The sequence below is a fragment of the Candidatus Endowatersipora endosymbiont of Watersipora subatra genome (genome assembly GCF_964026585.1).
GTDB lineage: Bacteria > Pseudomonadota > Alphaproteobacteria > Rhizobiales > Rhizobiaceae > Pseudahrensia.
In genome coordinates, this window is record NZ_OZ032160.1 from 286,955 (window position 1) to 312,070 (window position 25,116).

Annotated in this window: 25 protein-coding genes, 3 tRNA genes and 1 other RNA gene; 17 read left to right on the forward strand and 12 right to left on the reverse strand. The window is 39.4% G+C overall.

What is annotated here, in order from left to right:
• Positions 1-16 precede the first annotated feature (16 nt).
• The 3 genes from AAGD37_RS01370 (at position 17) to AAGD37_RS01380 (ending at position 1,145) form a co-directional block, all read left to right on the forward strand.
• Entirely contained in the window at positions 17-361 is a 345-nt protein-coding gene (locus tag AAGD37_RS01370; RefSeq protein ID WP_341760495.1) for a TIGR02300 family protein, read from the forward strand.
• Positions 362-376: 15 nt separating this feature from the next.
• A tRNA-Ala gene (locus AAGD37_RS01375) sits at positions 377-452 on the forward strand.
• Between the two features lie 246 nt (positions 453-698).
• Positions 699-1,145, forward strand: a complete 447-nt coding sequence (locus AAGD37_RS01380) for a DUF1036 domain-containing protein (RefSeq protein WP_341760496.1) — start codon at positions 699-701, stop codon at positions 1,143-1,145.
• Between the two features lie 693 nt (positions 1,146-1,838).
• Here the strand turns inward: AAGD37_RS01380 and ykgO are convergent.
• The 8 genes from ykgO to AAGD37_RS01420 form a co-directional block, all read right to left on the reverse strand.
• On the reverse strand, positions 1,839-1,964 hold the full coding sequence (gene ykgO / locus AAGD37_RS01385; RefSeq protein ID WP_341760497.1) for a type B 50S ribosomal protein L36: 126 nt from the start codon (positions 1,962-1,964) through the stop codon (positions 1,839-1,841).
• Between the two features lie 208 nt (positions 1,965-2,172).
• Positions 2,173-2,868, reverse strand: a complete 696-nt coding sequence (gene phoB, locus AAGD37_RS01390; protein ID WP_341760498.1) for a phosphate regulon transcriptional regulator PhoB — start codon at positions 2,866-2,868, stop codon at positions 2,173-2,175.
• A gap of 36 nt (positions 2,869-2,904) precedes the next feature.
• Positions 2,905-3,633, reverse strand: coding sequence for a phosphate signaling complex protein PhoU (gene phoU, locus AAGD37_RS01395; protein WP_341760499.1), 729 nt, complete (start codon positions 3,631-3,633; stop codon positions 2,905-2,907).
• A gap of 100 nt (positions 3,634-3,733) precedes the next feature.
• Entirely contained in the window at positions 3,734-4,522 is a 789-nt protein-coding gene (pstB, locus tag AAGD37_RS01400; protein ID WP_341760637.1) for a phosphate ABC transporter ATP-binding protein PstB, read from the reverse strand.
• A 49-nt stretch (positions 4,523-4,571) separates the two neighbouring features.
• On the reverse strand, positions 4,572-5,906 hold the full coding sequence (gene pstA / locus AAGD37_RS01405) for a phosphate ABC transporter permease PstA (protein ID WP_341760500.1): 1,335 nt from the start codon (positions 5,904-5,906) through the stop codon (positions 4,572-4,574).
• Positions 5,899-7,290, reverse strand: coding sequence for a phosphate ABC transporter permease subunit PstC (gene pstC / locus AAGD37_RS01410; RefSeq protein WP_341760501.1), 1,392 nt, complete (start codon positions 7,288-7,290; stop codon positions 5,899-5,901). Before pstC ends, pstA begins: the two co-directional genes overlap by 8 nt.
• 84 nt (positions 7,291-7,374) lie before the next feature.
• Complete coding sequence (locus tag AAGD37_RS01415; protein ID WP_341760502.1) at positions 7,375-8,415, reverse strand: substrate-binding domain-containing protein; 1,041 nt, start codon at positions 8,413-8,415, stop codon at positions 7,375-7,377.
• 135 nt (positions 8,416-8,550) lie between these two features.
• A complete protein-coding gene (locus tag AAGD37_RS01420; RefSeq protein WP_341760503.1) occupies positions 8,551-9,600 on the reverse strand; it encodes an ATP-binding protein in 1,050 nt (349 codons plus the stop codon).
• A gap of 411 nt (positions 9,601-10,011) precedes the next feature.
• Here AAGD37_RS01420 and AAGD37_RS01425 point away from each other — a divergent pair, with 411 nt between their 5' ends.
• Entirely contained in the window at positions 10,012-10,938 is a 927-nt protein-coding gene (locus AAGD37_RS01425; protein WP_341760504.1) for a DMT family transporter, read from the forward strand.
• Positions 10,939-11,034: 96 nt separating this feature from the next.
• Here AAGD37_RS01425 and AAGD37_RS01430 read toward each other — a convergent pair whose 3' ends face one another.
• Positions 11,035-11,712 carry an alpha/beta hydrolase gene (locus AAGD37_RS01430; protein ID WP_341760505.1) on the reverse strand — a complete coding sequence of 226 codons (678 nt, stop codon included), beginning with the start codon at positions 11,710-11,712 and terminating at the stop codon, positions 11,035-11,037.
• Between the two features lie 278 nt (positions 11,713-11,990).
• Here AAGD37_RS01430 and AAGD37_RS01435 point away from each other — a divergent pair, with 278 nt between their 5' ends.
• From AAGD37_RS01435 to AAGD37_RS01475, 9 genes are all read left to right on the forward strand, one after another.
• A complete protein-coding gene (locus AAGD37_RS01435; protein ID WP_341760506.1) occupies positions 11,991-13,178 on the forward strand; it encodes a cysteine desulfurase family protein in 1,188 nt (395 codons plus the stop codon).
• Between the two features lie 9 nt (positions 13,179-13,187).
• The gene (sufB, locus tag AAGD37_RS01440) at positions 13,188-14,702 is read left to right on the forward strand and encodes a Fe-S cluster assembly protein SufB (protein ID WP_341760507.1); all 1,515 of its coding nucleotides are present in this window, start codon (positions 13,188-13,190) and stop codon (positions 14,700-14,702) included.
• 75 nt (positions 14,703-14,777) lie between these two features.
• Entirely contained in the window at positions 14,778-15,530 is a 753-nt protein-coding gene (sufC, locus tag AAGD37_RS01445; RefSeq protein ID WP_341760508.1) for a Fe-S cluster assembly ATPase SufC, read from the forward strand.
• 14 nt (positions 15,531-15,544) lie between these two features.
• Complete coding sequence (sufD, locus tag AAGD37_RS01450) at positions 15,545-16,816, forward strand: Fe-S cluster assembly protein SufD (RefSeq protein ID WP_341760509.1); 1,272 nt, start codon at positions 15,545-15,547, stop codon at positions 16,814-16,816.
• Complete coding sequence (locus tag AAGD37_RS01455) at positions 16,809-18,041, forward strand: cysteine desulfurase (protein WP_341760510.1); 1,233 nt, start codon at positions 16,809-16,811, stop codon at positions 18,039-18,041. Before sufD ends, AAGD37_RS01455 begins: the two co-directional genes overlap by 8 nt.
• A gap of 50 nt (positions 18,042-18,091) precedes the next feature.
• Entirely contained in the window at positions 18,092-18,442 is a 351-nt protein-coding gene (locus AAGD37_RS01460) for an SUF system Fe-S cluster assembly protein (protein WP_341760638.1), read from the forward strand.
• Between the two features lie 93 nt (positions 18,443-18,535).
• Positions 18,536-18,892 carry an iron-sulfur cluster assembly accessory protein gene (locus AAGD37_RS01465; RefSeq protein WP_341760511.1) on the forward strand — a complete coding sequence of 119 codons (357 nt, stop codon included), beginning with the start codon at positions 18,536-18,538 and terminating at the stop codon, positions 18,890-18,892.
• Between the two features lie 158 nt (positions 18,893-19,050).
• A complete protein-coding gene (lipA, locus tag AAGD37_RS01470) occupies positions 19,051-19,983 on the forward strand; it encodes a lipoyl synthase (protein WP_341760512.1) in 933 nt (310 codons plus the stop codon).
• 22 nt (positions 19,984-20,005) lie between these two features.
• Positions 20,006-20,461, forward strand: coding sequence for a type II toxin-antitoxin system RatA family toxin (locus AAGD37_RS01475; protein ID WP_341760513.1), 456 nt, complete (start codon positions 20,006-20,008; stop codon positions 20,459-20,461).
• Here the strand turns inward: AAGD37_RS01475 and AAGD37_RS01480 are convergent.
• Together AAGD37_RS01480 and AAGD37_RS01485 are read right to left on the reverse strand one after the other, a co-directional pair.
• Positions 20,443-20,982 (reverse strand): CinA family protein, encoded by a 540-nt coding sequence (locus AAGD37_RS01480; protein ID WP_341760514.1) that lies wholly within the window; start codon positions 20,980-20,982, stop codon positions 20,443-20,445. The two genes, AAGD37_RS01475 and AAGD37_RS01480, sit on opposite strands and share 19 nt — an antisense overlap.
• On the reverse strand, positions 20,979-22,205 hold the full coding sequence (locus AAGD37_RS01485) for a bifunctional 2-C-methyl-D-erythritol 4-phosphate cytidylyltransferase/2-C-methyl-D-erythritol 2,4-cyclodiphosphate synthase (RefSeq protein ID WP_424945451.1): 1,227 nt from the start codon (positions 22,203-22,205) through the stop codon (positions 20,979-20,981). Before AAGD37_RS01485 ends, AAGD37_RS01480 begins: the two co-directional genes overlap by 4 nt.
• A 166-nt stretch (positions 22,206-22,371) precedes the next feature.
• Here AAGD37_RS01485 and AAGD37_RS01490 point away from each other — a divergent pair.
• Both AAGD37_RS01490 and AAGD37_RS01495 read left to right on the forward strand, forming a co-directional pair.
• A tRNA-Leu gene (locus AAGD37_RS01490) sits at positions 22,372-22,456 on the forward strand.
• Between the two features lie 107 nt (positions 22,457-22,563).
• A tRNA-Glu gene (locus AAGD37_RS01495) sits at positions 22,564-22,638 on the forward strand.
• A 94-nt stretch (positions 22,639-22,732) separates the two neighbouring features.
• On the opposite strand, the gene AAGD37_RS01500 is transcribed toward AAGD37_RS01495, so the two are convergent.
• On the reverse strand, positions 22,733-23,959 hold the full coding sequence (locus tag AAGD37_RS01500; protein WP_341760640.1) for a multidrug effflux MFS transporter: 1,227 nt from the start codon (positions 23,957-23,959) through the stop codon (positions 22,733-22,735).
• A 143-nt stretch (positions 23,960-24,102) separates the two neighbouring features.
• On the opposite strand from AAGD37_RS01500, the gene ssrA reads away from it, so the two are divergent.
• Positions 24,103-24,462: a transfer-messenger RNA gene (ssrA, locus tag AAGD37_RS01505) on the forward strand.
• Between the two features lie 108 nt (positions 24,463-24,570).
• Positions 24,571-25,098 (forward strand): SspB family protein, encoded by a 528-nt coding sequence (locus tag AAGD37_RS01510; protein WP_341760515.1) that lies wholly within the window; start codon positions 24,571-24,573, stop codon positions 25,096-25,098.
• The last annotated feature ends 18 nt before the right edge of the window (positions 25,099-25,116 follow it).

Consider the following 25,116-nt stretch of genomic DNA (forward strand, 5'->3'; position numbering starts at 1 on the left):
TTCAAGAGGCTTACCCTTGGCAAAAGCAGAACTCGGAAGGAAGTGCCTTTGTTCCAGCTGTGCAGCAAAGTACTATGATCTTAACCGCAATCCAATTATTTGTCCGAAGTGTGGTGCAGAAGTTGTAATTGATGAAACTGCGAAGACCAAGATAGAAAAGAAAATGGAAACTCAGAGATCGATGGATGATGATCATCTAGAGGGCAGCAGGAACGAATCCATCTCTTTAGAAGAAGATAATAGTGGTGATATATCTGACGTTGACATCGAAGATGACGATACAGGTGAGAGTTCTTTCCTTGAAGATGATGAAATGTCTTCTATTATTCCTGTTCATGGAAATGAAAAGGAAGACACATGATCCTATTTCAGTGAAGGGGCTATAGCTCAGTTGGGAGAGCGCTTGCATGGCATGCAAGAGGTCAGCGGTTCGATCCCGCTTAGCTCCACCATTTATTACGAGTCAGTACTCGAGATATTCTTGATGAATGCCTATCAAAATCCTATTACTGTTAAGTTTTTTTGATTATAAAAAATGATTGACTTCGCATGAAGCTCTCTCAATTGAAGTCAATGGAAATTAATATTATGATACGATACAATTGAATCCTCTTCAATATCGAAAATTATATTTAAAAAAAAATCCATAGTGATATCTGCTTCAAGCATTAACGGAAAATGATTAGAATCAAGTGATTATGAAGACATCAATAACACCATTCCTCTTGCTTAAACTTTTAGTTGTAGGAATCCTTCTACTGTTAATGAGTCTTCCTAGTTCAGCCCAAATAAAAGTCTGTAATGATACAAAAAATCTTGTTGGTGTCGCCGTTGGTTATCGTAATCAAGGCAGATGGATTACTGAAGGTTGGTGGCGTATACCTTCGAATCTATGTGAATCAGTTATCGAAGGGGACCTCACTTCACGGTACTATTATCTCTATTCTGAAGATGCTGTAACCAACCAAAAATGGGATGGTCCGATTTTGATGTGCATATCCAGCAGACAATTCAAAATCAATGGTCTACAGGATTGTTATGCACGAGGTTATGAAAAAATAGGCTTCTTCGAGGTTGATACGGGTGACCAAACCTTTTGGCGAGTACGACTGACTGACCGAATTAATTTAAATAGAAAGAAATGAGTCTGAATGAAGCGTTACGCAGGGTAAAAATACTAGCAACCCATTAAAAAGTTTTCGCAACCTTGATAGGTCTTTTGATCGATCTTTAGCTTCCAAAGCCCTCTTGGCGCTTGAGTGTCTTTGGAAAACGGGAAGATTGCTCTACTCTATTACTCTTTGATAGAGGCTCAAATGTCGGAGTTCAGGAATTGAAAATCAAATGATGGAGTCAATAATTTCAGTATCAGCCCTATGAAGTCTCTGATTTAGTCTCCCTTTGACTCTGTAAAAACTATGAAATTCCATTGCTAAAGCAATTGAACAGGACCAAGTCTAAAGTCTACACAAAGAACTTCCTAGCCTCATCGACAGAACACAGAAGCAAACAGGGGCAAGGGTCTGAAGGCCATCTCTTTTTGCAGCGGCGCAGATTGCGAATACACAATTGTACGCTTCACGGCATCAGACGTTTTCGACTAGATAAACCAATTTGAGCACTTTCAGACGAGAGGATTGGCTATCGATCGAAAGCCTTCAGAGTTGTTGATTTTCAAAGACAGGAGAACGTATAATTATTTTCGAACGAAAATGATAAGAATTGCCTATATTAAACCGACGGTCTTGTCTTTTCAAGAAATTGAGAATTTAATAAGGCTAAGCTAGTCATTTTAATTGATTCATAGACGGCTTATAGATTAGAGATTAGCTTAAAGCTTAACCCTGACGAGCTTTGAAACGAGGGTTTAATTTGTTTATAATGCAAAGACGACCTCTACGGCGAACAATACGGTTTGATCTGTGACGAGATTTTAGGGATCTTAGTGAATTTCTTATTTTCATTTTTATCAACAACCTACCTTAGAGTAAAATTAAAAAAATAAGGAAGCCGAACTAAAAAATAAAAAAAAGACACTCCTTGATTAAATTTAGAGACATTTATTAGCATCTGTCAATTGATTTTATGAGATTGATAACCCTTTTTTTAAAAATAGAAAGATTCTTAATACGCATAACATGCATAGAGATTTCTGAGAGAATAACTTAAAAATCAGGCATCTCTGTCTAGAGAATAACCCGTTCCACGTACTGTTCGAATCAGATTGCATGCACCTCCTGAGTTCAAATTCTTTCTTAACCGACCTACATGTACATCAACGGTGCGAAGATCTACATCAGTATCTTGACCCCAAACCCGGTTTAACAGCATATCACGACTCCAAACACGCTTAGGCCTTTCCATGAAAACTGTTAGAAGTCGATATTCAGTTGGACCCAGTTTTAATGCTTTATTGTTACGACTCGCTCGATGCTGTTCACTATCTAAAATAATATCTTCAAAAGCAAGAGTTTTACCAGTTGCAGCGGGTCTATTCACTCGAAGTCTGGCCCGAATACGTGCGATTAGTTCATTGACACTATAAGGTTTGACAACATAATCATCCGCTCCTATTTCAAGTCCTCTTACTCTGTCTTCTTCCTCACCCCGTGCTGTCAAAATAATAATCGGTATCCTTATCGTATCAGGACTTGATTTTAACTGACGACAAGCTTCAATCCCGGAGACAGACGGCAACATCCAATCCATCACGATAACATCAGGACATTCTTCTCGAGCTCGTAAAATTCCTTCTTCACCATCTTCAGCCGTGATGACATGATATCTTTCATTTTTTAGATTATAACATAGAAGTTCAAGCTGAGCGGCCTCGTCTTCAACAATCAGAATCGTAGCTCTATCAGACATGGTTTTCTTTAATGATTAGGATCATTGCACTGATCTTCATTGTCTAGGTTCCAAATAGGTTGTGCAGGTTATATCCCCTTTCGGGCGTTCATCATCGGGTATTTCTCCTGCAATCATGAAATGTACCTGTTCAGCAATATTGGTTGTATGATCCCCCATTCTTTCTATATTTTTAGAAATGAACAGTAGATGCATACAGGGTGTTATATTGCGGGGATCCTCTAGCATATATGTCAAAAGAGCACGGAAAAGGTTATTATGAACTTGATCTACCTCTTCATCCCGGAGACGAACGTCATCTGCACTGACAATGTCTCGAGCAAGATAAGAGTCGAGTACATCCTTAACCATTTGACAGACCATAAGGCACATGCGCTTAATAGTTTTAGATGAAGATCCTACTGGTGCAACCTTAGCAAGAATATGAATACGCTTAGCAAGATTTTTGGTATAGTCGCTAATCCGTTCCAGATCCGCCGCCACTTTCAGAGCCGCTAATACAGCACGTAAATCTTGCGCTTTCGGCTGTCGGAGCGCAATTATTTTGACTACTAAAGCATCTACCTCCTGCTCCAAAGCATCCACTTCCTTGTCAGCGGAGATTAATTGCTCTGCTAAGTCCAAATCACGACTCACAATGAGATGAGCAGCATCTTCAATCTGATGCTCGACAAGACCCCCCATTGTCACAACTAAAGTTTCAATCTGTTTTAGATCTTTATCAAATGAAGAGACAATATGGGCATCGTTAACTTCTGATTTCATTTTGGTCTTCCTAAGAAGGATAGGATTGATTAATAATGCAATAATGCTTCTTTTTTTAAGGTTTTCTTCTTTTACGATTAGGGTTGGGTGATAAACAATTTTATCCGATACGTCCGGTAATGTAACTTTCTGTTCTAGGATCTCGTGGATTCGTAAAAATGTCGTCAGTCGAACCCGTTTCAACAATCGTTCCAAGATGGAAAAACGCTGTTTCTTGGCTCACTCTGGCAGCTTGCTGCATTGAGTGTGTGACTATCACAATAGTGTAGTTTTTTCTAAGTTCGTCTATTAATTCTTCAACGACGGCGGTGGCAATGGGATCAAGGGCAGAACAGGGCTCGTCCATTAAAATAACGCCTGGAGACACAGCGATGGCGCGCGCTATGCATAAGCGTTGTTGCTGACCACCTGAAAGCCCCGTCCCCAATTCATTAAGGCGATCTTTAACTTCATCCCAAAGCCCTGCTTTCTTGAGACTCTTTTCAACAATCTCAATTAAATCTGATTTATTACGTGCTAACCCATGAATACGAGGACCATAGGCTACGTTTTCAAAAATAGATTTAGGAAACGGGTTGGGTTTTTGAAAAACCATCCCTACATTAGCACGGAGATCAACGACATCAATAGCTGGATCATAAATATCGATCCCATCAAGTCGAATGATTCCAGTCACCTCGCAAATATTAATTGTATCATTCATACGGTTCAAGCAACGTAAAAAAGTTGATTTTCCACACCCAGACGGGCCAATCAGTGCGGTCACCTTTTTAGAACTAATGTCCAAATCTACACGATTCAGAGCTTGTTTATGACTATAGAAAACCGATACATCCCTACACTGCATCTTCGGTAGTTCAATAACGGTAGCTTTATCTTTGTCACTCATTGGTGTTGGTGTCTTAGAAAACTGTTTTTTGGTTTTTATATCCATCATTTCACCAACGCCGCTCAAATTTATTTCTTAACCAGACAGTGACTCCATTCATCAGTACAAGAAATACCAATAAAATAAGAGTGGCAGCAGCAGTTTTTTGTTGAAAACCAATTTCAGGAAAATCCGCCCACATATAAATTTGTACTGGAAGTACTGTTGCTGGATCACTAAAACTTGCTGGAATATCAACAATGAAAGCCACCATTCCAATCATAAGGAGAGGTGCAGTTTCTCCTAAAGCTCGAGCCATTCCAATGATAGAACCGGTCATAATACCCGGCATAGCAAGAGGTAAAACATGATGAAAAACAGTCTGTATTCTTGAGGCTCCTATCCCAAACGCGGCTTCCCTGATTGATAGGGGTACAGATTTTATAGCCGTACGCGAGGCAATAATCATGGTCGGCAAGGTCATTAAGGCCAACACCATACCGCCTGTAAGGGCCGCCGAACGAGGCGCGCCTCCACCAATTGTAATGATACCAAAATCAATACCGTTTATGAAGATGCCCAAACCTAAAAGACCAAAAACAATTGAAGGAACGGCAGCTAGATTATTAATATTTACTTCAATGAGGGCGTTTAAACGATTTTTTTGAGAAAATTCTTCAAGATAAATGGCACCAGCAACACCGACAGGGAATGACAAGATTAAGGTCACGAAAAGTGTTAAGAACGATCCAACAACGGCTCCCCAAATCCCTGCCATTTCTGGCTCTCGACTGGCACCGTTAGTGAAGAAAATACTGTTCCAACGCGATTCAATTCGTCCTTCTCCTTTCAATTGTTTGAGCCAATCTATCTCTTTATCGGATATTTTTCGTTCCGATTCCGGTCGAGACAAATTACCCAACAATTCTTTGAAATAAAGATCAGCTTTGTCAGATAAAGGAATACTTACATCTTGCGTTTTACCTATCCAATCCGTGTTCCGAATCGCTGCTTTCTGTACAGAAATAGACGCACCGCTTGAGATTATTTTTTGAAGGAGACGTTTATCCTTTCTCGTCGTGACCTCGGGGAAAAGATCTTTCAATCCCTGACGAATCATTTTTCGAAAATCGTAGGTCTTAAGGGTTTCCGCTGTTAATTCTTTATTTTTGAAGTTGAGCGGCACTATCGCGTAGTGATTAGTAAATGCAGGTATTGCATTTCTAATTATTGTCCACAATAATAAAATTAGAAATGCAACTGCAACGAGAACTGCAGAACCTCCCAAAAAACGGAAACGACGTTCAGATGAAAAACGCTTGGCTGTTAGCGCCTTGCGTTCAGATTTTCCAATCTTGGTGTTCTCGTGAGCTCGATCTATGTCTTTCAAAATGATCTTAGTCATATTGTTCTCGATATTTCTGAACAACTCTTAAGGCCACTACGTTCAGTACAAGAGTGATGAAGAATAAGATTAAACCTAAAGCGAAAGCTGCGAGAGTTTTCGCGCTATCAAATTCCTGATCTCCAACCAATAATATGACTATTTGGACGGTGACTGTAGTTACAGCTTCTAAAGGATTGATAGTCAGATTTGCTGCCAAACCTGCGGCCATCACAACAATCATGGTCTCTCCAACAGCCCGAGATATAGCCAATAAAATAGCAGAAACAATCCCAGGCAAAGCAGCAGGCCAAACAACCCTAATAATAGTTTCAGACTTTGTTGCTCCCAGACCAGCAGAACCATCACGAAGAGATTGTGGAACAGCATTGATGACATCATCGGATAGTGAAGATACAAAAGGAATAATCATGATTCCCATAACTAATCCAGCTGCAAGAGCAGATTCATAAGAAACATCAAGACCTAACGAATTACCCCATCCACGAATTGATGGTGCAATGGTTAAAGCAGCAAAAAAACCGTACACAACAGTAGGAATGCCAGCGAGGATTTCCAGAACCGGTTTAGCTACTTGTCTAAATCTCAAACTTGCATAATCTGACAAATAGATGGCTGACATCAGACCAATTGGAGCGGCAACACACATGGCGATAAACGTGATGAGCAATGTCCCCGCAAATAAAGGGATCGCCCCAAAAACATTTGAATTATTATCATCGAGACTTTCTGCACCTGCCCCTTCAAATGCTGATTGGGGAGACCAGTGAATTCCGAATAGAAAATCTAGAATAGATACCCTTTCAAAAAACTGTAAACTTTCAAAAATCAAAGAAAATACAATGCCGAGTGTTGTTAATATAGCTACGCCTGAACAAGCGAGTAATATGTAAAGAATGAGTCGTTCAACCTTCTTTCTTGCACATTTTTGCGGTGTAATACCCTGAAATGTCCATAAAAATATCGAAATCGTGAGGATGATAAGGAACGAAATACCGATCCAGTTTGATCGTGATTGAAAAGTGGTCGCAAATTGCCCTGCGCGGATTTTTGATTCATTTGAAAAGGCAACGATTCCTCCTGATGCCAGCGTCCATGCATCACGAATAAAACTCTCCTGCTTTGCTAAACTGAGTGAGCTAAGCTCTGACGAGAACTCCGAAGCAATGACCCCATTTAACCATCTTCTTGAGAAATAATTCCAAATTAACCAAAGCACAAGACCAGGTAAAAAAACGCTTAAAGCAACATCGACTCCATGATAGACTGGTCTTGAACGCAACAAAGATATATCAGATTCGACAACTCGATATGCTTTGCTGATTGACAAAAAAAATGCGAAAACTGAAAATATCAGCAGCGCAATAGGAACTGATAGTGGCATGGGCCAAAACCTTCTATCACAAACGATGTTTTAATCTTAAATGGATCTCCTTTCTGGTATCCATTCAAACTATAAAATTTCTGATTACATAATCAGTGGTTCAAAAGAGAGCGCCTTTTTTGCAATTATTTCACGATCTGCTTTGGGGAGCGGTATTAAGCCCTTTTCAGCTAAATAACCTTCATCACCCCAAGTTTCTTCATTAGTAAATTCAGAAATATACTCTTCAATACCAGGAACAATACCAACATGTTCTTTTTTAACATAAAAATATAGTGATCTTGAGATTGGATAATCTCCTGATGCAATATTATCGAATGTCGGTTGTATGCCAGCAATCGACGCACCTTTGATTTTGTCTGAATTCTGATCGAAGAAAGAAAAACCAAGAATACCAACTGCACTCGGATTCGCTTTGATCTTCTGAATAATTAGATTATCATTCTCACCCGTTTCTACATAGGCGCCATCTTCACGAATAGCGTGAGCTATTTTTTCAAAAGCCTTTTTATCCCGCTTTCGGATAGCAGAAAGCATTTCTACGTTTTTTGCTCCATTTTCGAAAACCAACTCGACAAAAGCATCACGAGTCCCTGATGTTGGAGGTGGACCAAGAACTTCAATCCTAACAGATGGAAGTGAAGAATCAACATCAGACCAGAGCCTATGAGGATTATCTTTAAGCTCACCGTCAACAACAACCTTCTTTGCTAAGGCGTTAAAAATTTGGAGATGGGTCAGATTTAACACAATACCTTCTTTAGCCGAGCTCATTACAATACCGTCAAATCCAACCTTAATTTCAACAGGGGTTGCACCATTTTGAATGCATTTGTTGAATTCCCTTTCCTTGATACGGCGCGAAGCATTCGTAATATCAGGTGTTTCTTCTCCAATTCCAGAACAAAATAGCTTCAGACCACCCCCTGAGCCTGTGGATTCGACAACTGGCGTTTTGAAAGAGGTCTTTTGACCAAATTGTTCTGCAACAGCGGTTGAAAACGGAAAAACTGTTGATGAACCAACAATCTGAATCTGATCGCGAGCAGATGCTGATTTCGAAACTATCAAAATCACCAGAACCAGAAGCGTGAACACATGTTTATTTTTAAGCATAATAGCCATGAAGAAACCTTCCTATATCGATTGACAGAAATATCAATGGTATGAACTCTCCTTCAATAAGATTTCTCATCGAAGCTCTATGACAATTGTATGACATTTATATGACAAAATGATTCTGCTTATGAAACAAATTCCTTACGCAGGTAAGAAGACGGTTACTTTCGTACCGGATCCAGGTATACTTTGAATTGTCATCCGTCCCCTGTGACGGCTAAGAATATGTTTGACAATAGCCAACCCCAACCCTGTTCCCCCCATTTTCCTTGAGCGACCATTGTCAATCCTGTAAAATCGTTCAGATAACCTCGGAATATGCTCTGCTTCTATTCCTTCGCCCTGGTCTTCTACAGAGATCAACCAAACAGGATGAAGAAACTGTGGCGCTGAGGAATGACGATGAAGAGAGATCGTTATGTCACCTCCTGGTTTTGAATATTTGATTGCATTTTCAATCAGATTCAGGAATACTTGTAGCAGTTGATCAGAATTCCCCATGATCATACATTCCTCACATTCTGGCTGAAATAGTATTTTTCTTTCTAACATTTTGTTCCGTTCAGATACTGTAGTACAGACGCGTTTGATGATTCTAATCAACTCAACCCGTTCTGTTGGTCGAATTTTTTCTTCGGCCTCGACACGCGATAGTGATAGGAGATCGTCAATCAAGCGGTCCATTCTTTCAGCCTCGATCTGCATGATCCTAAGAAACCGCCTTACTATTTTAGGATCTTTTTTGGCAGAACTCTGCAGTGTCTCTATCATCCCTGATAAAGTGGTGAGTGGTGAGCGTAACTCATGGCTAACATTCGCTACAAAGTCACTACGCATCTGTGCCGCTTCCAATAATGGTGATACATCCCTTAAGGTTACAACAACAACAGGCTGACCTTTTGTTGCATGATCTACATTATCTAAATATATAGCCGTGAACTGATATGTCGTAGGGGTTGGTGTTGATAATTGAATATTAGCTCTGCTTTTACCTGTATTCTCGAATACTATATTTAAGCATCGGATAGCGTCGGGATGTCGAAGCGCTCTAACAAAAGGCTGACCTTGAAGACCAACCCCTAAAATTTCCTCTGCTGATCGATTGAGCTGAGTAATATAACGCTCGTCGCTGATAAGAACAACAGGCTCTTCAATCGCGTTGAGAATGTTTTGAAGTTCACATACTTCCACAACCGCTAGCCTTTTAGCCTTTAAAATCTAGTTAGTTGCTGAATCACCTATTAGAATAGGTTACTGATCAACCTAACTTATACGTTACCCCTTCTAACTTCAATCATCTTACCAAGAGATTAGCAATTAACATAGAAACTGAACGCTTGTCAGAACATGCCTTTAAAAATCGCGACTAAACTGAATTCTTGAGGTCAACATAATTAACAGAATTCATAATTAACTGATATGTTAAAGTCTGAACCATGAGGTATGTTATCTTTTGAACTAAATGGTCTTAGAATCATCAATTCATCTTCATCTTGACCCCAGATGAGGCCTCCTTCATAAGGAGGAGATTCGATCTTCATGATGGACTTCAATCAAAAAGATTGACCGATTGAAACGCCAGAATAATCCCTGGATGAGTGGATGAATAGTTATGAAGTTAAGAGACTTAAACGCTGGATTTATGAACCAATGAATCTCGATCATACGACGACTCCACTCGGAGTTTGGAGGCTTCTTGTTCTTGCTTACCTGATGTTTTCCCTTCTTGATGTTGCCGGAAAATATCTAGTTCTAGCAGGTTTTATGCCTCTCTTTGTTGTTTGGTCTCGATTTGCGGGGCATACGATATTCATCATGTTTATGCTTAAATTCTGGAACAATCCAGGTCTTTACCATACTCGTAAACCTTTGAAACAGTTTATTCGCGGAGCGATGTTGACCTTTACAGCATTATCAAATTTTATAGCGCTTCGTTATCTTCAACTTTCTGAAACCGTTGCTATCTTTCTTGCTTCTCCGATGATAATTACCGCTCTTTCTGGTCCCATGTTGGGTGAATGGGCAGGATGGAGACATTGGATAGCTGTCATAATTGGATTTTTTGGAGTCATCATAGTCGTAAGGCCAGGAACAACTATGTTTCAATGGCCTGTCTTGTTTTCAATCTTTTCGGTCGTCACTTATTCGTTATATGCTATCATGACACGAAAAATGACTGAGACAGAAACGGATGAAAGCATGATATTTTATTCAGGCTTAATTCCAACGTGTGTCTTATTCCCTATTTTATTTTTCCAACAGTTTAGAACTGTTACAATCAATGAACTATTTGCATTTTGTATTATGGGCGTTTTTGGTTCAGTTGGCCACCTTATGTTAGTCAAAGCTCATCGGTTGGCACCAGCACCGTTAATTGCTCCTGCTGTTTTCACATCAATTATTTGGATGATACTTCTCGGTTATCTTATTTTTAATCAATTACCTGATTCTTGGACAGTTTTGGGAGCTTCTATAATAATTGCTAGTGGCTTTTATCTTTTGCAAAGAGAACACTTTCTTAAAAATTAGAGTGTAAATATTGGTTTTGAATTCTTCAGAAGATGCAAAAAGTAACTCCAATCTTACTGAATAAGATTACTGAGTTAATTAACCTTCTCTAAAAACTTATCGCTCCAACATTGTTTCCCCTATCCCCCCTTCTATCAGGCCTAATCGCTTGTCGAGATAGATTTGGCATTCGGACAACAATTCATCTTTATGATCACTGAAGAAATGGTTCGCATTAGGAATGTTGATCTGTGTGGTGGTAATGCCCCTTTGGCTGCGTAGTTTATCAATAAGAAATTGAACATCTTTAGGTTGCGAGACCCTATCCTCTTCACCATGGATAATTAACCCAGAAGCAGGGCAGGGTGCCAGAAAAGAAAAATCATAAATGTTGGGCTGTGGAGCAATAGAAATATAACCTTCAATTTCAGGTCGACGCATTAGAAGTTGCATACCAATCCATGAGCCAAATGAAAAGCCAGCAACCCAGCAACCCATGGCATCAGGATGCATGCTCTGAATCCAATCGAGTGCAGCAGCTGCATCAGACAATTCACCTGCACCATAATCAAACTTTCCTTGACTACGGCCAACTCCACGAAAATTGAAACGAAGCGCGGTAAAATTACGTTCTTGAAACAGATAAAATAGTCGATAAATGATCGGATGATTCATTGTCCCACCAAATTTTGGATGTGGATGCAAGATAATCGCAATTGGTGAATTTTTATTTTCTGATGGCTGGTAACGACCTTCAAGACGGCCTACGGGGCCGTTAAATATAACCTCGGGCATAGACCATTTACTCCTGAACATTAACGATAAAGGCAGCTACCTTAGGTTTTAGGATCAAGCAATCAAGAAAAATAATTGAGGAGGTAAAATTTCCTGACACTATACACCTTGACGGATAGATGAGTAAATTCTAACCTGTCTTGCAAAGATAGAGACATTCTTGTTCATCTAGGAGATTCATAAAAAAATCAAGACTATGAGCTCAATTAGATAATCATCGTTTTTATTTATTGTTTTTATTGAGGGAATTTTTAGAGGGATCTGAAGACCATTTTTCTATGGCTAATTCACGTGTCTATCTTGATCATAATGCGAGCTCTTCTTTAAGAGAAGGAGCCCGTCAGGCCATGATAGAAACACTTTCTTTGTGTGGAAATCCTTCCTCCGTTCACAAAGATGGGCGTTTTTTACGTTTTCTTCTTGAGAAGGCACGAGCACAGATCGGTGCTTTTGTTGGTGTTGATGCGGATAATGTCATTTTCACATCTAGCGCTACGGAAGCGGCGAATCTTGCATTAACTCCTGATGTTTATAAGGATGGCGATCCATGTCCTGCAGGACATCTTTATGTTTTAGAAAGCGAGCATCCGTGCGTATTAGCCGGCGGCCGTTTTCTACCACAGAATATTAGTACCATACCAGTCAATGAAAATGGCATTATTGATCATGAAGCCCTTGAAACCTTATTGAAATGTCATGATCATAATCGAGGACTGGCTTATGTAGCCGTTCAATTAGTTAATAGCGAGACCGGCGTGATTCAGCCCGTGTCCAAGATTGTTCGAAGCGTACGATTGCATGGTGGCTATGTCTTGTGCGATGCGGTTCAAGCGGCTGGAAAAATGCCTGTCTGTATACAAGAGTTAGGTGTTGACTTTTTACTTCTTTCTGGTCATAAAATCGGGGGGCCTCATGGTGTTGGTGCTTTGGTTTCTGCGAATGCAATGCTTCATTTACCATCTGCTATAAAAGGTGGAGGACAGGAGAGAACCCGTCGAGCTGGGACAGAGAATGTTGTTGCTATCGTTGGCTTTGGGAATGCAGCCCAGGAAGCATCTGAACAGCTTAATAATTTTGTGAAACTTTCAACGTTAAGAGACTCCATTGAAAACCACTTGACCTCCATATGTCAATCAAATGGTTTGATCGATCGTCTTGTTTTCTTTGGTCAAGAAGTGAGTCGTGTTGGTAACACACTTGCCTTTTCGGTGCGGGGGCTGAATGCAGAGACCTCTGTTATTGCCTTTGATCTAGATGGTGTATCGATTTCATCTGGCTCTGCTTGTTCTTCTGGTAAAGTCGGTCGTAGTCATGTTTTGGCTGCAATGGGCATTGATGAAGAGTCTTCCAAAGGAGCGATGAGGGTCAGTTTAGGATGGAATTCAACTCAATCAGATGCAGAAAAGTTTTTGAACTCTTTTAAACGCATCACAAAGCGCTTAAGAAAAAGATCTGGAGATTATTAGGAGGACAATATGGTTGCTATTCAAGAAACCATAAATACTGTTAGGACGCTGGATACTGACCAGTATAAATATGGATTTTCAACTGAAATTGAATCAGAGAAGGCGCCTAAAGGCCTGAATGAAAACACGATTCGTTTTATTTCTAATAAAAAGGATGAACCAGAGTGGATGTTGCAATGGCGCCTACGGGCTTTCGAGCGCTGGAAGACAATGGAAGAGCCAGAATGGGCGCAAGTGACCTATAAAAAAATAAATTATCAGGATCTTTACTATTATTCTGAACCGAAGAATTTCCAGGATGGCCCTAAATCCCTCAATGAAGTTGATCCTCGATTGCTGAATATGTATGAACGGCTCGGTATTCCTCTAAAAGAACAAGAGATTCTGGCTGGTGTAGTGAAAAAAAACAATCAAGAATCTCCTGAAGATAGGATTGATCAGTCTGGTCATGTTGCAGTTGATGCAGTCTTTGACTCCGTTTCTGTTGTCACAACGTTTAAGGAAACACTAGCTAAGGTTGGTGTTATCTTTTGCTCTATTTCAGAGGCCATCAGAAAGTATCCAGAACTCGTTCAAAAATATATGGCATCTGTTGTGCCTATGACTGATAATTATTTTGCAACACTAAATTGCTCTGTTTTTTCTGACGGATCCTTCGTTTACCTTCCTGAAGGGGTGCATTGCCCCATGGAATTGTCGACTTATTTTCGCATCAATGAGATGAATACCGGACAGTTTGAGCGTACACTGATCATTGCTGAAGAAGGTTCTTATGTTTCTTATCTAGAAGGGTGCACAGCCCCTCAGCGCAGTGAGAATCAACTTCATGCAGCTGTCGTTGAATTAGTTGCAATGGATCATGCCGAAATCAAATATTCTACAGTCCAGAATTGGTACCCAGGCGATGAAAGTGGTAAGGGCGGTATCTATAATTTTGTGACTAAACGTGGTGATTGCCGAGGAAGAAATTCAAAAATATCTTGGACGCAGGTTGAAACCGGCTCTGCTATAACTTGGAAATATCCAAGTTGTATTTTGCGCGGTGATGGTTCCCGTGGTGAGTTTTATTCGATTGCAGTCTCCAATGGGAGACAACAAGTAGATAGCGGCACGAAAATGCTACATATCGGGAAGAATACAACAAGCCGTATTATCTCCAAGGGAATTTCTGCAGGGTATTCACAAAATACATATCGTGGTCAGGTTAGAGTGGGGCGCAATGCCTCTCTTGCTCGGAATTTTACCCAATGTGACAGCCTACTTATCGGGAATCTCTGTAGTGCACAAACTATACCTTATATAGAAGCGAAAACCCCCCATACTCAGTTGGAGCATGAAGCTACAACTTCAAAAATTTCTGATGAGCAGCTTTTTTACTGCCTACAACGAGGTCTTCCCGAAGAAGAGGCCATTGCGCTTATTATCAATGGATTTGTAAAAGAAGTTATTCAAAAGTTACCAATGGAATTTGCTGTAGAGGCTCAGAAACTGATCGAGATTTCCCTTGAAGGGAGTGTAGGTTAGTAGATTCGTAACCTGTTAGATTGTTATGAAATATCAAATCAAATAAATAAAAAATGACGGACTCAGTGACATAAAATGTTAGAAATTGAAAATCTTCATGTTCGGATTGAAGAGGACGGTACAGAAATCATTAATGGGTTGAATCTTTCAGTGAAAGCTGGGCAGGTTGTTGCCATTATGGGCCCTAATGGATCTGGAAAATCAACTTTATCCTATGTGCTAGCTGGTAAAGAAAATTACCAAATCACAGGAGGTTCGATCCTTTATAATGGTGCTAATCTGTTGGATATGGATGTTTCTCAAAGAGCTGCAGCCGGCCTTTTTCTTGCTTTTCAGTATCCTGTAGAAATTCCTGGTGTTCCAACAATGACTTTTTTGAAAGAAGCTATGAATGCCCAGCGCATTTATAATGGTCAGGAAATTTTAACTACTCCTGAATTCATCAGGCGTGTGCGTGTTGCTTCTGCCAATTTAAAAATTGATTTCAATATGCTGAAGAGATCTCTCAATGTCGGCTTTTCAGGTGGTGAGAAGAAGCGTGCAGAAATTCTGCAAATGTCTTTGCTGAAACCTAAACTCTGTGTACTCGATGAAACTGATTCCGGTCTCGATATTGATGCCCTGAAAATTGTCTCTGATGGTGTGAACTATTTACGTGATCCTAATCGAGCTGTGATCGTTATTACTCACTATCAGCGGTTGCTAGATCACATTGTACCAGATGTCGTTCATGTTCTCTCCAAAGGGAAAATCGTGAGATCCGGTGATAAATCTTTGGCATTAGAACTAGAAAAAAAAGGCTATGCTGACATTATCGCAGCAGATTGATAGGAGTTGAGCCCATGAACTCCCATATAAATCATCAAAAGATTCTGACTAAAACAGAAGAATCTCTGATCGAAATTGCAGCTGCCCTGCCGCAATCAGAAGCGCGTGCCTCTGCAATGCTCGCTTTTCAGAAGAATGGATTCCCTACACGTCGGGTTGAGGCCTTTCACTATACTGATCTACGGTCACTTCTTAAGGATCGATTTAGTGCTGCTAAATATCTAGAAGAAGATCCTCGGGACCTCGTTCATGAATTTCTGAATCGGAAACTAATAAATGATTCTACCCTATTAACATTCTATGACGCTCATTATTTTGATAGAGATCAAGTCTTTCCTAAAGGTGTAGCTGTTATACCGATGATACCTATCTTAAAGCAGGTTGAAAATAAAGACGACACGTTAGCAATCATCAACACTATGTTAGCGGATGACGGTCTCTTGATCAGAATTTCTGATTGTATCTCCATCGATAACCCCATCGACTTAAGCTATATCCATAGTGGACAGAAGAATACACTTAGTGCAAATCGCGTATCTATAAATGTAGGGGCTCAAGCAAGCTGTCATTTCTTAGAAAGATCTTTTGGTTATGATGATATTTCCTATTTCTCATCTCATGTGACCGATCTCACGATCGGTGATAACGCGATAGTAAATTACACAATTTTAAATGAAGATGGTGACCATGCACGTCGTTTGGCACAGTTAAATGTCACATTAGGAAAAAATACAACATTGAATTTGTTTATACTGAACGTGAGTTCTGCTATGAGTCGGCAAGAATTGAATTTAGATCTTCGTCAAGAAGGTGCAGCCTTGAAGATTCGCGGCGTTAATCTTGTTGGTGGTAATTCTCATTGCGATGTCACCTCGCGGATTAACCATCATGTCCCCTGTACTCGGGCATCTGAAATATTCCACAATATAGTCACAGATCAGGGTGAAGGAGTCTTTCAAGGACAAATCAACGTTGAAAAAATAGCTCAAATGACTGATGCGCGGATGAAATGCAACACACTTCTTTTATCAAATAATTGTGATTTTTCAGCTAAACCTGAATTAAAGATCTTTGCTGATAATGTGCAATGTTCTCATGGGGCAACAGTAACGGATATAGAAAATAGCCATATATTTTATCTTATGGCGCGTGGCATTCCGGAGACAATCTCTCGATGTATGTTAATAAGGGCTTTTGTCGACAGAATCATTGATGAAATTGAAAGTGAATGTCTCCGCGAAGGTCTGAGATATCGTATTGATGACTGGATAGAACGTTATGTCTAGTATGGATGATTATAATGTACAAAAAGTTCGTTCAGACTTTCCTATTCTTCATCGAAAGGTATATGGTAAGCCTTTGGTATACCTTGATAATAGCGCTTCAGCACAAAAACCACGTTCTGTTATTAATGCAGTTAATAACGTTTATGAAAATGAATATGCCAACGTTCATCGTGGATTACATTTTCTATCGAATGGTGTAACTCATTCCTATGAATTAGCGCGTCAAAAGATCAGAAAATTTATTAATGCTCCCAGCGCCGATCAGATTATTTTTACTAAAGGAACAACGGAAGCCATCAATCTTGTTGCTTATAGTTATGCCATGCCAAGGGTTGATGTTGGTGACGAAATCGTTCTTACTATTATGGAGCATCATTCAAATATAGTCCCTTGGCATTTTTTACGAGAACGTCAAGGAGCGAGATTAATTTGGGTTGATGTTGATGATAAAGGGGAATTTTCTCTGGATGATTTTGAGGCAAGCCTTAGCAATCGTACAAAATTAGTTGCTATTACCCATATGTCAAATGTTCTAGGAACAGTTCTTCCCATTAAAAATATTTGTCGTATCGCTCATGAGCGCGGTATCAAAGTGTTAATTGATGGTGCACAGGGCGCCGTTCACATGCCCGTAGATGTTCAGGATATTGACTGTGACTTTTATAGTTTTACTGGACATAAATTATATGGACCGTCTGGTGTTGGTGTCCTGTATGGAAAAAAAGAAGTTCTTGATATGATGCGTCCGTATCAAGGTGGTGGAGAAATGATTCATGATGTAACAGTAGATCATGTAGACTATAATGAATTACCTCACCGCTTTGAGGCAGGAACCCCCCCTATTGTACAAGCTATAGGACTAGGTGTTGCAGTCGATTATATAGACAGTTTAGGATGGAAAAGTATTACTGTCCACGAAGCCGATTTACGGGATTATGCACGTCAGAGATTACGTGAAATTAGTACATTGCGCATGATAGGTGATGCATCTGAAAAGGGCGCGATTTTCTCGTTTGAGCTTGAAGGTATTCATGCTCATGATGTATCGACATTAATTGATCGTGAAGGCGTGGCTGTACGGACAGGAACACACTGTGCACAACCCCTCTTAAATTCTTTTAAAACAACTTCGACTTGCCGTGTCAGTTTTGGATTATATAATACCCATTATGAAGTTGATATTTTGGTTAAGGCTCTAGAAAAGGCGAGGGCATTTTTTATATGATTAACCTTTTTGATCCCTTGAAAACGTCTTGTGCCAATGAAGACTCCTATATGCAAGCTATTCAAGATCATAAAATGAGTACTGAGGAGCTTGAGAGATTAACACAAGATATCATAGCAGCTCTTAAAACAGTTTATGATCCGGAAATTCCGAGTGATATTTATGAAATTGGACTGATTTATCGTATTGATATTGATGACAATCGTATGGTTAATATCATTATGACAGTCACTGCTCCTGGTTGTCCTGTTGCGAGCGAAATGCCAAGCTGGGTGGAAAATGCCGTTGGTGCTGTTGAGGGCGTGTGTGGTGTTTCTGTTGAAATGGTTTTTGATCCCCCTTGGACTCCTGAAAGACTATCGGAAGAAGCACAAATTGCTCTTGGTTGGTATGAGAATTAATTTTATGAGATCTTTTAAGAAGAAGAATGATCTTGAGCAACTTTGCAACAACGTTCCCATAAAATTACCTATTAGAGTGTTAGGAATAGTAGTATGGCATCTGATGTTATCACCCTTACTGATTCGGCTGTAACACGAATCTCTGAAATTGTTTCTTGCTCTAAAGAAGCTTGTGGTATTCGTGTTGGCATAAAAAACGGTGGTTGCGCAGGTATGGAGTATACTGTTGACTTAGTAACTCATATCAATCCGAAAGATGAACGTGTTGAGAAAAGGGGAATAACAGTCTTTATTGCACCAGAAGCTTTTTTATTTTTGTTAGGATCTGAAATAGACTATCAGATAACAAGATTTAGGTCTTCTTTTGTTTTTAATAATCCCAACCAAACATCGATTTGTGGTTGTGGTGAAAGTGTTACATTGATTCATGCTCTTATAGAGAAAAGATAATTATAGATTCCCCAAATTCAAGAACTTTAAGTTCATATAGACAAATTTGTAAGCGTGTGAAGACATATAATTTATGATTATAATTTTTCAGTATATATCCGCCTGTTTGCGAGTTTGTTTTAATCTTATTTCATCTTTCGAATCAGGAGAATACACTTATGGACACAGTTACCACCCCTCCACGTCATCCTGAAAAACAACATCATATCGATCAGTCGCCGTTAAAGAAACCAGACTGGATACGAGTGAAACCATCTTCATCGCCTGTTTTTAGAGAGACTCAGAATATTATCCGTAAAAATAGGCTTTTTACCGTATGCGAGGAGGCCGCTTGCCCGAATATAGGTGAGTGTTGGTCTAAAAAACATGCTGCCATGATGATTATGGGTGATATATGTACTCGTGCTTGTGCTTTCTGCAATGTACGTACTGGTAAACCGAGGCTACTTGATAGCAATGAGCCGAAAAACATTGCTAGAGCCGTTAGGCAATTGGACTTACATCATGTAGTTATTACTTCAGTAGACCGTGATGATCTTGAAGATGGTGGTGCAGGTCATTTTGCTGATACCATATATGCAATACGAGCCGATTCACCTACTACTACTATTGAAGTATTGACACCTGATTTCCTGCGAAAAGAAGGGGCCCTTGAAACGGTTGTTGAGGCCTATCCTCATGTTTTTAATCATAATATAGAAACGGTTCCTGGTCTTTATCTGAGTGTTCGTCCTGGTGCAAGATACTACCACTCAATTCGTCTTTTGGATCGTGTCAAGCAACTGAATCCTATGATTTTTACTAAGTCTGGTATTATGGTTGGATTAGGTGAGAAAAGAAACGAAGTGTTACAGCTTATGGATGATCTACGATCAGCGAATGTAGATTTTCTAACTATTGGTCAATACCTTCAGCCCACTCCTAAACATCATCGAATTGAACGGTTTGTGACGCCAGATGAGTTTGATTCATATAAGATTGCAGCTCAGACTAAGGGTTTTTTTATGGTTTCGAGCAGTCCTTTGACTCGTTCATCCTATCATGCGGATGAAGATTTTAAGAGTCTTTGTCTCGCTCGTGGTCGCAAATGATCTGCTGATTAGAGTCCTACTTTTGCCAAGTTTTATAACAAGCCAACTCATTCAGTATTCAGCAAGTGATATGTTTTCGTTGGTAGCAGATGTTCAGAAGTATCCACAATTTGTACCTCTCTGTCAGGCTCTTTCAATTCACTCCGAACAGAAAAAAGCGAGTTGTAGTATTTTAATTGCAGATATGACTGTCGGTTATAAATCTATTTATGAGAAAATTTTATGCCAGGTTGTTCTCAATCCTCAAGAAGCCCTGATTAATGTGAATTACATCGATGGGCCATTCAAATATCTAAAAAGTGAATGGCGATTCTTAGAAAAAACAACCGCAGAATGTGATGTCTATTTTTTTTTGGATTACGAATTTAAGAGCCAAACTTTATCAATGTTAATGAAATCGATGTTTGATCAAGCATTTTCTAGATTTATAAAGGCCTTTGAAGAACGGGCGACTCAAATCTATGGAACAGTTCCTTGAAACAAGTTTATTCTTGCTAAAAGATGATTGAGCGCTTTAATTGTTGTCAAATAACGAATATCGGCACGTGTCGCTTCTTTGACTTTTTCTGCAAAGTGGTATTCTTGAACAGTCGGGGTTTCTTCACGTCTGGCAGAGGAAATAAAAACCAGTCCCATAGATTGATCATTCTCTTCTCCGCCCGGACCAGCGATTCCTGTAACGGCTACAGCGATGTCTCCCCTAGAATTTTTTAAGGCTCCTTTCACCATTTCACAAGCCACTATTGCAGAAACAGGCCCTTGATCATGGATGTATTTCATGGAAACACCGAGCATTTCAAATTTTGATATGTCTGAGTAAGTCACAAAGCCTCGATCTAATACATAAGATGAACCAACAATACTAGTCAATCCTGCGGATATCATACCACCGGTACAAGATTCAGCTGTTGTTACCTTCAAGCCTTCACGTCTAGATTTCACAATTACATTTTCTGCTAGTGTTGAGACTCTGCTCTCTAGACTATGATCCGTCATCATGAATTGACCATCACAACACTTGCAGTTGCTAATGCAGCAATACCCTCTTCACGACCAATAAAACCAATCCTCTCATTGGTTGTACCTTTAACAGATATCCGGTCAATACTAACGCCTGTTATCGTTGATACTGAATAACGCATCGCATCTCTGTAAGTTTCTATTGTCGGTGATTCACAAATCAAAGTGATATCTAAGTGGGTTATAGTCCCACCTGAATCGATCACTCTATTAACGGAATAGAGAAGAAATTGACTGGATTCTGCTCCTTTCCACTTTTGATCACTAGGTGGAAAATGCTTTCCTATATCACCACTACTAATCGTTGCTAGCAACGCATCAGTCAAGGCATGAAGAGCGACATCAGAATCAGAATGTCCACTTAAACTTCTATGATGTTTTATCTTGATTCCACATAGAGTTATTGAATTTCCCTGAACTAACGTATGAACATCATATCCATGTCCGGTTCGAATATCTGGAATCATGTTAGCAACCCTTTTCTGGGCTTCATCTATATCAAACCTTGTAGTGATCTTAGTATTTGTACGTTCTCCCTCAATTATCTTTATGTGTAAACCAAAATTTTCTGCAATCGCCGAATCGTCTGTAAAAGATGCATCTAAAGGGGTATTGTAGTGTGCTTTCTTGATAATTCTGTAAGGAAAGGCTTGAGGTGTTTGCGCAAAAAACAATCCTTTATGAGAAAGACTACTGTTAATTAAGCCCGAATTATCTACTTTTTTTATGGTATCGCTAACCGCTATTGCTGGTACGACACCGATATCAGGCGTTAATGTAGTGACAATCCGATCGATTAATTTTGCAGTTATAAAAGGACGAGCAGCATCATGAATAAGGACGTAATCAGGATCTATAAACTCAAGAGCGTCTAGCCCCTTCAGTACCGATGCACGACGTGTTGTCCCTCCGTTCACCGGAGATAGTAGTTTAGGATGAGGTCTTATAGAATGATCGAAGAAATCATCATCATTAGAGTGAGTCACAACCATAATGTGCTTGATTGCAGCATGTGAAGAAAATACTTGAATCGTTCTTTGGAGAACAGATAAATCTCCAATTTTCCTATATTGCTTTGGTATTTTATTCAAGCCAGCACGCCGTCCACGACCAGCAGCAACAATAATGACGCAAAAGGTTGATCTCGGAGAGTCGTTCATCAATACAATTTTATTAGCATATTCTCCTTTATCTTTTAGCATGATTAAAGGATCTGATTCAACTCATTGAATCAGCCGTTTTCTAATACATGAAGTAGACTCTAACTAGACTCTGCACCTAAAATCCAAAATCTGAATTTCTAGAAAAGATCTAAATGAGATGCTTAATCTTGAAGCTTTTCTGATTTAATGTTATTTAAAATCGTGTGCGGATGTGGCGAAATTGGTAGACGCACTGGCTTTAGGTGCCAGCGCCCTTTGGCTTGTGGGTTCGAGTCCCTCCATCCGTACCATTTAGATATTATATATTTGGAGAGAGTTTAAAAGTTTTTAAAATGCGATTTTTTTTAATTAGTCCTTGCAGACTCAAAACTCCTATATATCATTACTCTTATTCTAAGGTCCCTTCGTCTATCGGTTAGGACATCAGGTTTTCAACCTGAAAAGAGGGGTTCAATTCCCCTAGGGACTGCCATAATCTCTAACATGAGGATTTTTTTATTTATAAGGCTCTAATCTCTTTTTTATCTGGATTTGAAACTCTTAAATTAAAACCATGTTTTTCAGATTTATGCTTGAGACCTCATTTTTCTTTCAATCCGAACTGTGCAAAGGGCCGCTACGAAACTCATGAAAGAGACACTAACGATACAATAAATCAACGGATAGATACCTGAACTTTTAGTTAAGAGGAAACCAGATAACGTTGAAAGTAAGGCCCCGCCTAGAGTCATAAAAGAGCCTCCTAAACCTGAAGCAGAACCAGAAAGCTCCGGTTTTACATCTAACAAACCTGTCGTTGCAGATGGGATTATTAGACCATTACCTATACCAATAGAGAAGGTAAATCCATAAAATCCAATGGGGTGTGTGATACCGATCCAAGGAATAAAAAGGGTTACAGACATACCAATCAAACTAATCAAACAACCCGTAATGATCATTTTATATAGGCTGATATGGCTAGCAAAACAGCCAGAAATACCGCTCCCAATCATGTAGCCTAGAGGCGTAATAGATAAATAAATACCCATCTGAGATGCAGAAAGACTAAAAAATTGGTCTCCTACATATGGGGCTCCTCCCAAGTAAGTAAAAAATGTCCCAACGGCAAATACTAATGTGAAGCAATAACCCCAGAATCTACTTGATTTCATCAATTCAGGATAGGCTTGGAATTGATCAGTAAAGCTCTTTGATCGTCGAATATTCGTTTCTCCCTGATCGAAATAGACAATTACTAAAGTAAAAAAACCAACTATTGCCAAAGTCTGAAAGTTTGATTGCCAACCAAATGCATCTGTTAAAATTCCTCCTAGAACAGGTGCAATCATTGGTGCCATTGCCATACCCATGGCGACATAACCTAACATGCTAGTTGCTTTTTCTCGAGAAACGATGTCCCTGATAGCAGCCCTTGAGATAACGAAACCTGAAACGATAAAAGCTTGTAGACATCTAAATACCATAAATAATTTGAAGTTTGTAGCAAGGGATACACCGACAGAAGCAATAACGAATAAAACTAATGCCCATAAAAGCACAGGTCGACGACCAATTCTGTCCGATAGAGGTCCGATGATCAGTTGTAATAGGCCCATCAAAGCCATGTATCCAGTGAGAGTCAACTGCATCATGGAGTAAGGTTGTTGATAATATAGTGCCATCTCCGGCAGAGATGCTAAAAAAATGTTCATCGGAATCGCACTGGCAGCTGTGATCAAGATCAGTGTTGTGACATGTGGCGGTGTTAAACGATCAAAATATCGGGGAGAAGGTAAGGTATTCATTTTCATCACATACCGCTAAGCTCAATTAACTCGATTGTCTAGGATCAAATCTTAATATATCTTCAGCGTTAACGAAATATCGATAACAAATAATCAGAAGCACTCTAAGTCTCTGATCAAATATAAAAAGTTTGTAAAATTCTTTACTAAGTCTTTCAATCCCTATCTACAATAGCTATATTAAAAGAGTTATAAAAATAACTATGGCGATAAATTGCCTTTGTAATAAGCTGTTCGGACCCGGGGGCAGTGCCCGGCGCCTCCACCAAGTTTCTTGAAGAAGACATTTGGTGGGGGTGAAATAGGATCGACGAGAGTGTAAAGATTGAGTTTTCGCTCGGCATTGTAACCACCGTTATCGGACTAATATCAGTAGTTGCAAATGATAACAACTATGTAGAAGCACGTGTGGCCGCTTAAGTGGTTTTGACTAGCGCTTCAACTTGAACTCCTAAAGCTTCATATCTTTAGGCGGGGTTAGAGGGCACCTGGCAACAGAAGCCCTCAGGGATTTTTATTGGTTGTCCAATATCCAATATAGTAATTCCTGGAACTTTTTCCTGAAAATTGTTAGTAATATACTGAAGTACAAAGTTAAAAGTTAAATGTGCGATATAATGGCAGAGATAACTGGTACAAATCAAAAAGAAGATTTAATTCGCTACGATATTCTAGTGCAGAGAGCTTTGCGTAGAGTTGTAAAAAATGTGATTCAAAAAACAGCTCAATCGGGTCTTCCTGGTAATCATCATTTTTATATTACATTCAATACCTGTTATGCCGGAGTTCATCTTTCCAAACGTATGTTAGAAAAATACCCACAAGAAATGACCATTGTTATTCAACATCAATTCTGGGACTTTAAGGTAACAGAAAACAGCTTTTCTATTGGCCTTTCATTTAACAATATACCAGAGAATCTGTTAGTACCTTTCGAGTCCATTGTTAGTTTTTTCGATCCCTCCATCCCTTTTTCTCTCCAATTCGATGGTAGGATAGAAAACCAAGAAACAATTCAGCCCCTGACTGTGAGTTCAGAGAAAGAAAAAAAAGATTCAATTAATGAAGGAGTCAAGAGAAAAAAAATAAAGATCATTGATGAATCAGAAAATATCGTTTTTCTTGATGCCTTTCGTAAAAAATAAGTATGAAGAGACCCTGTT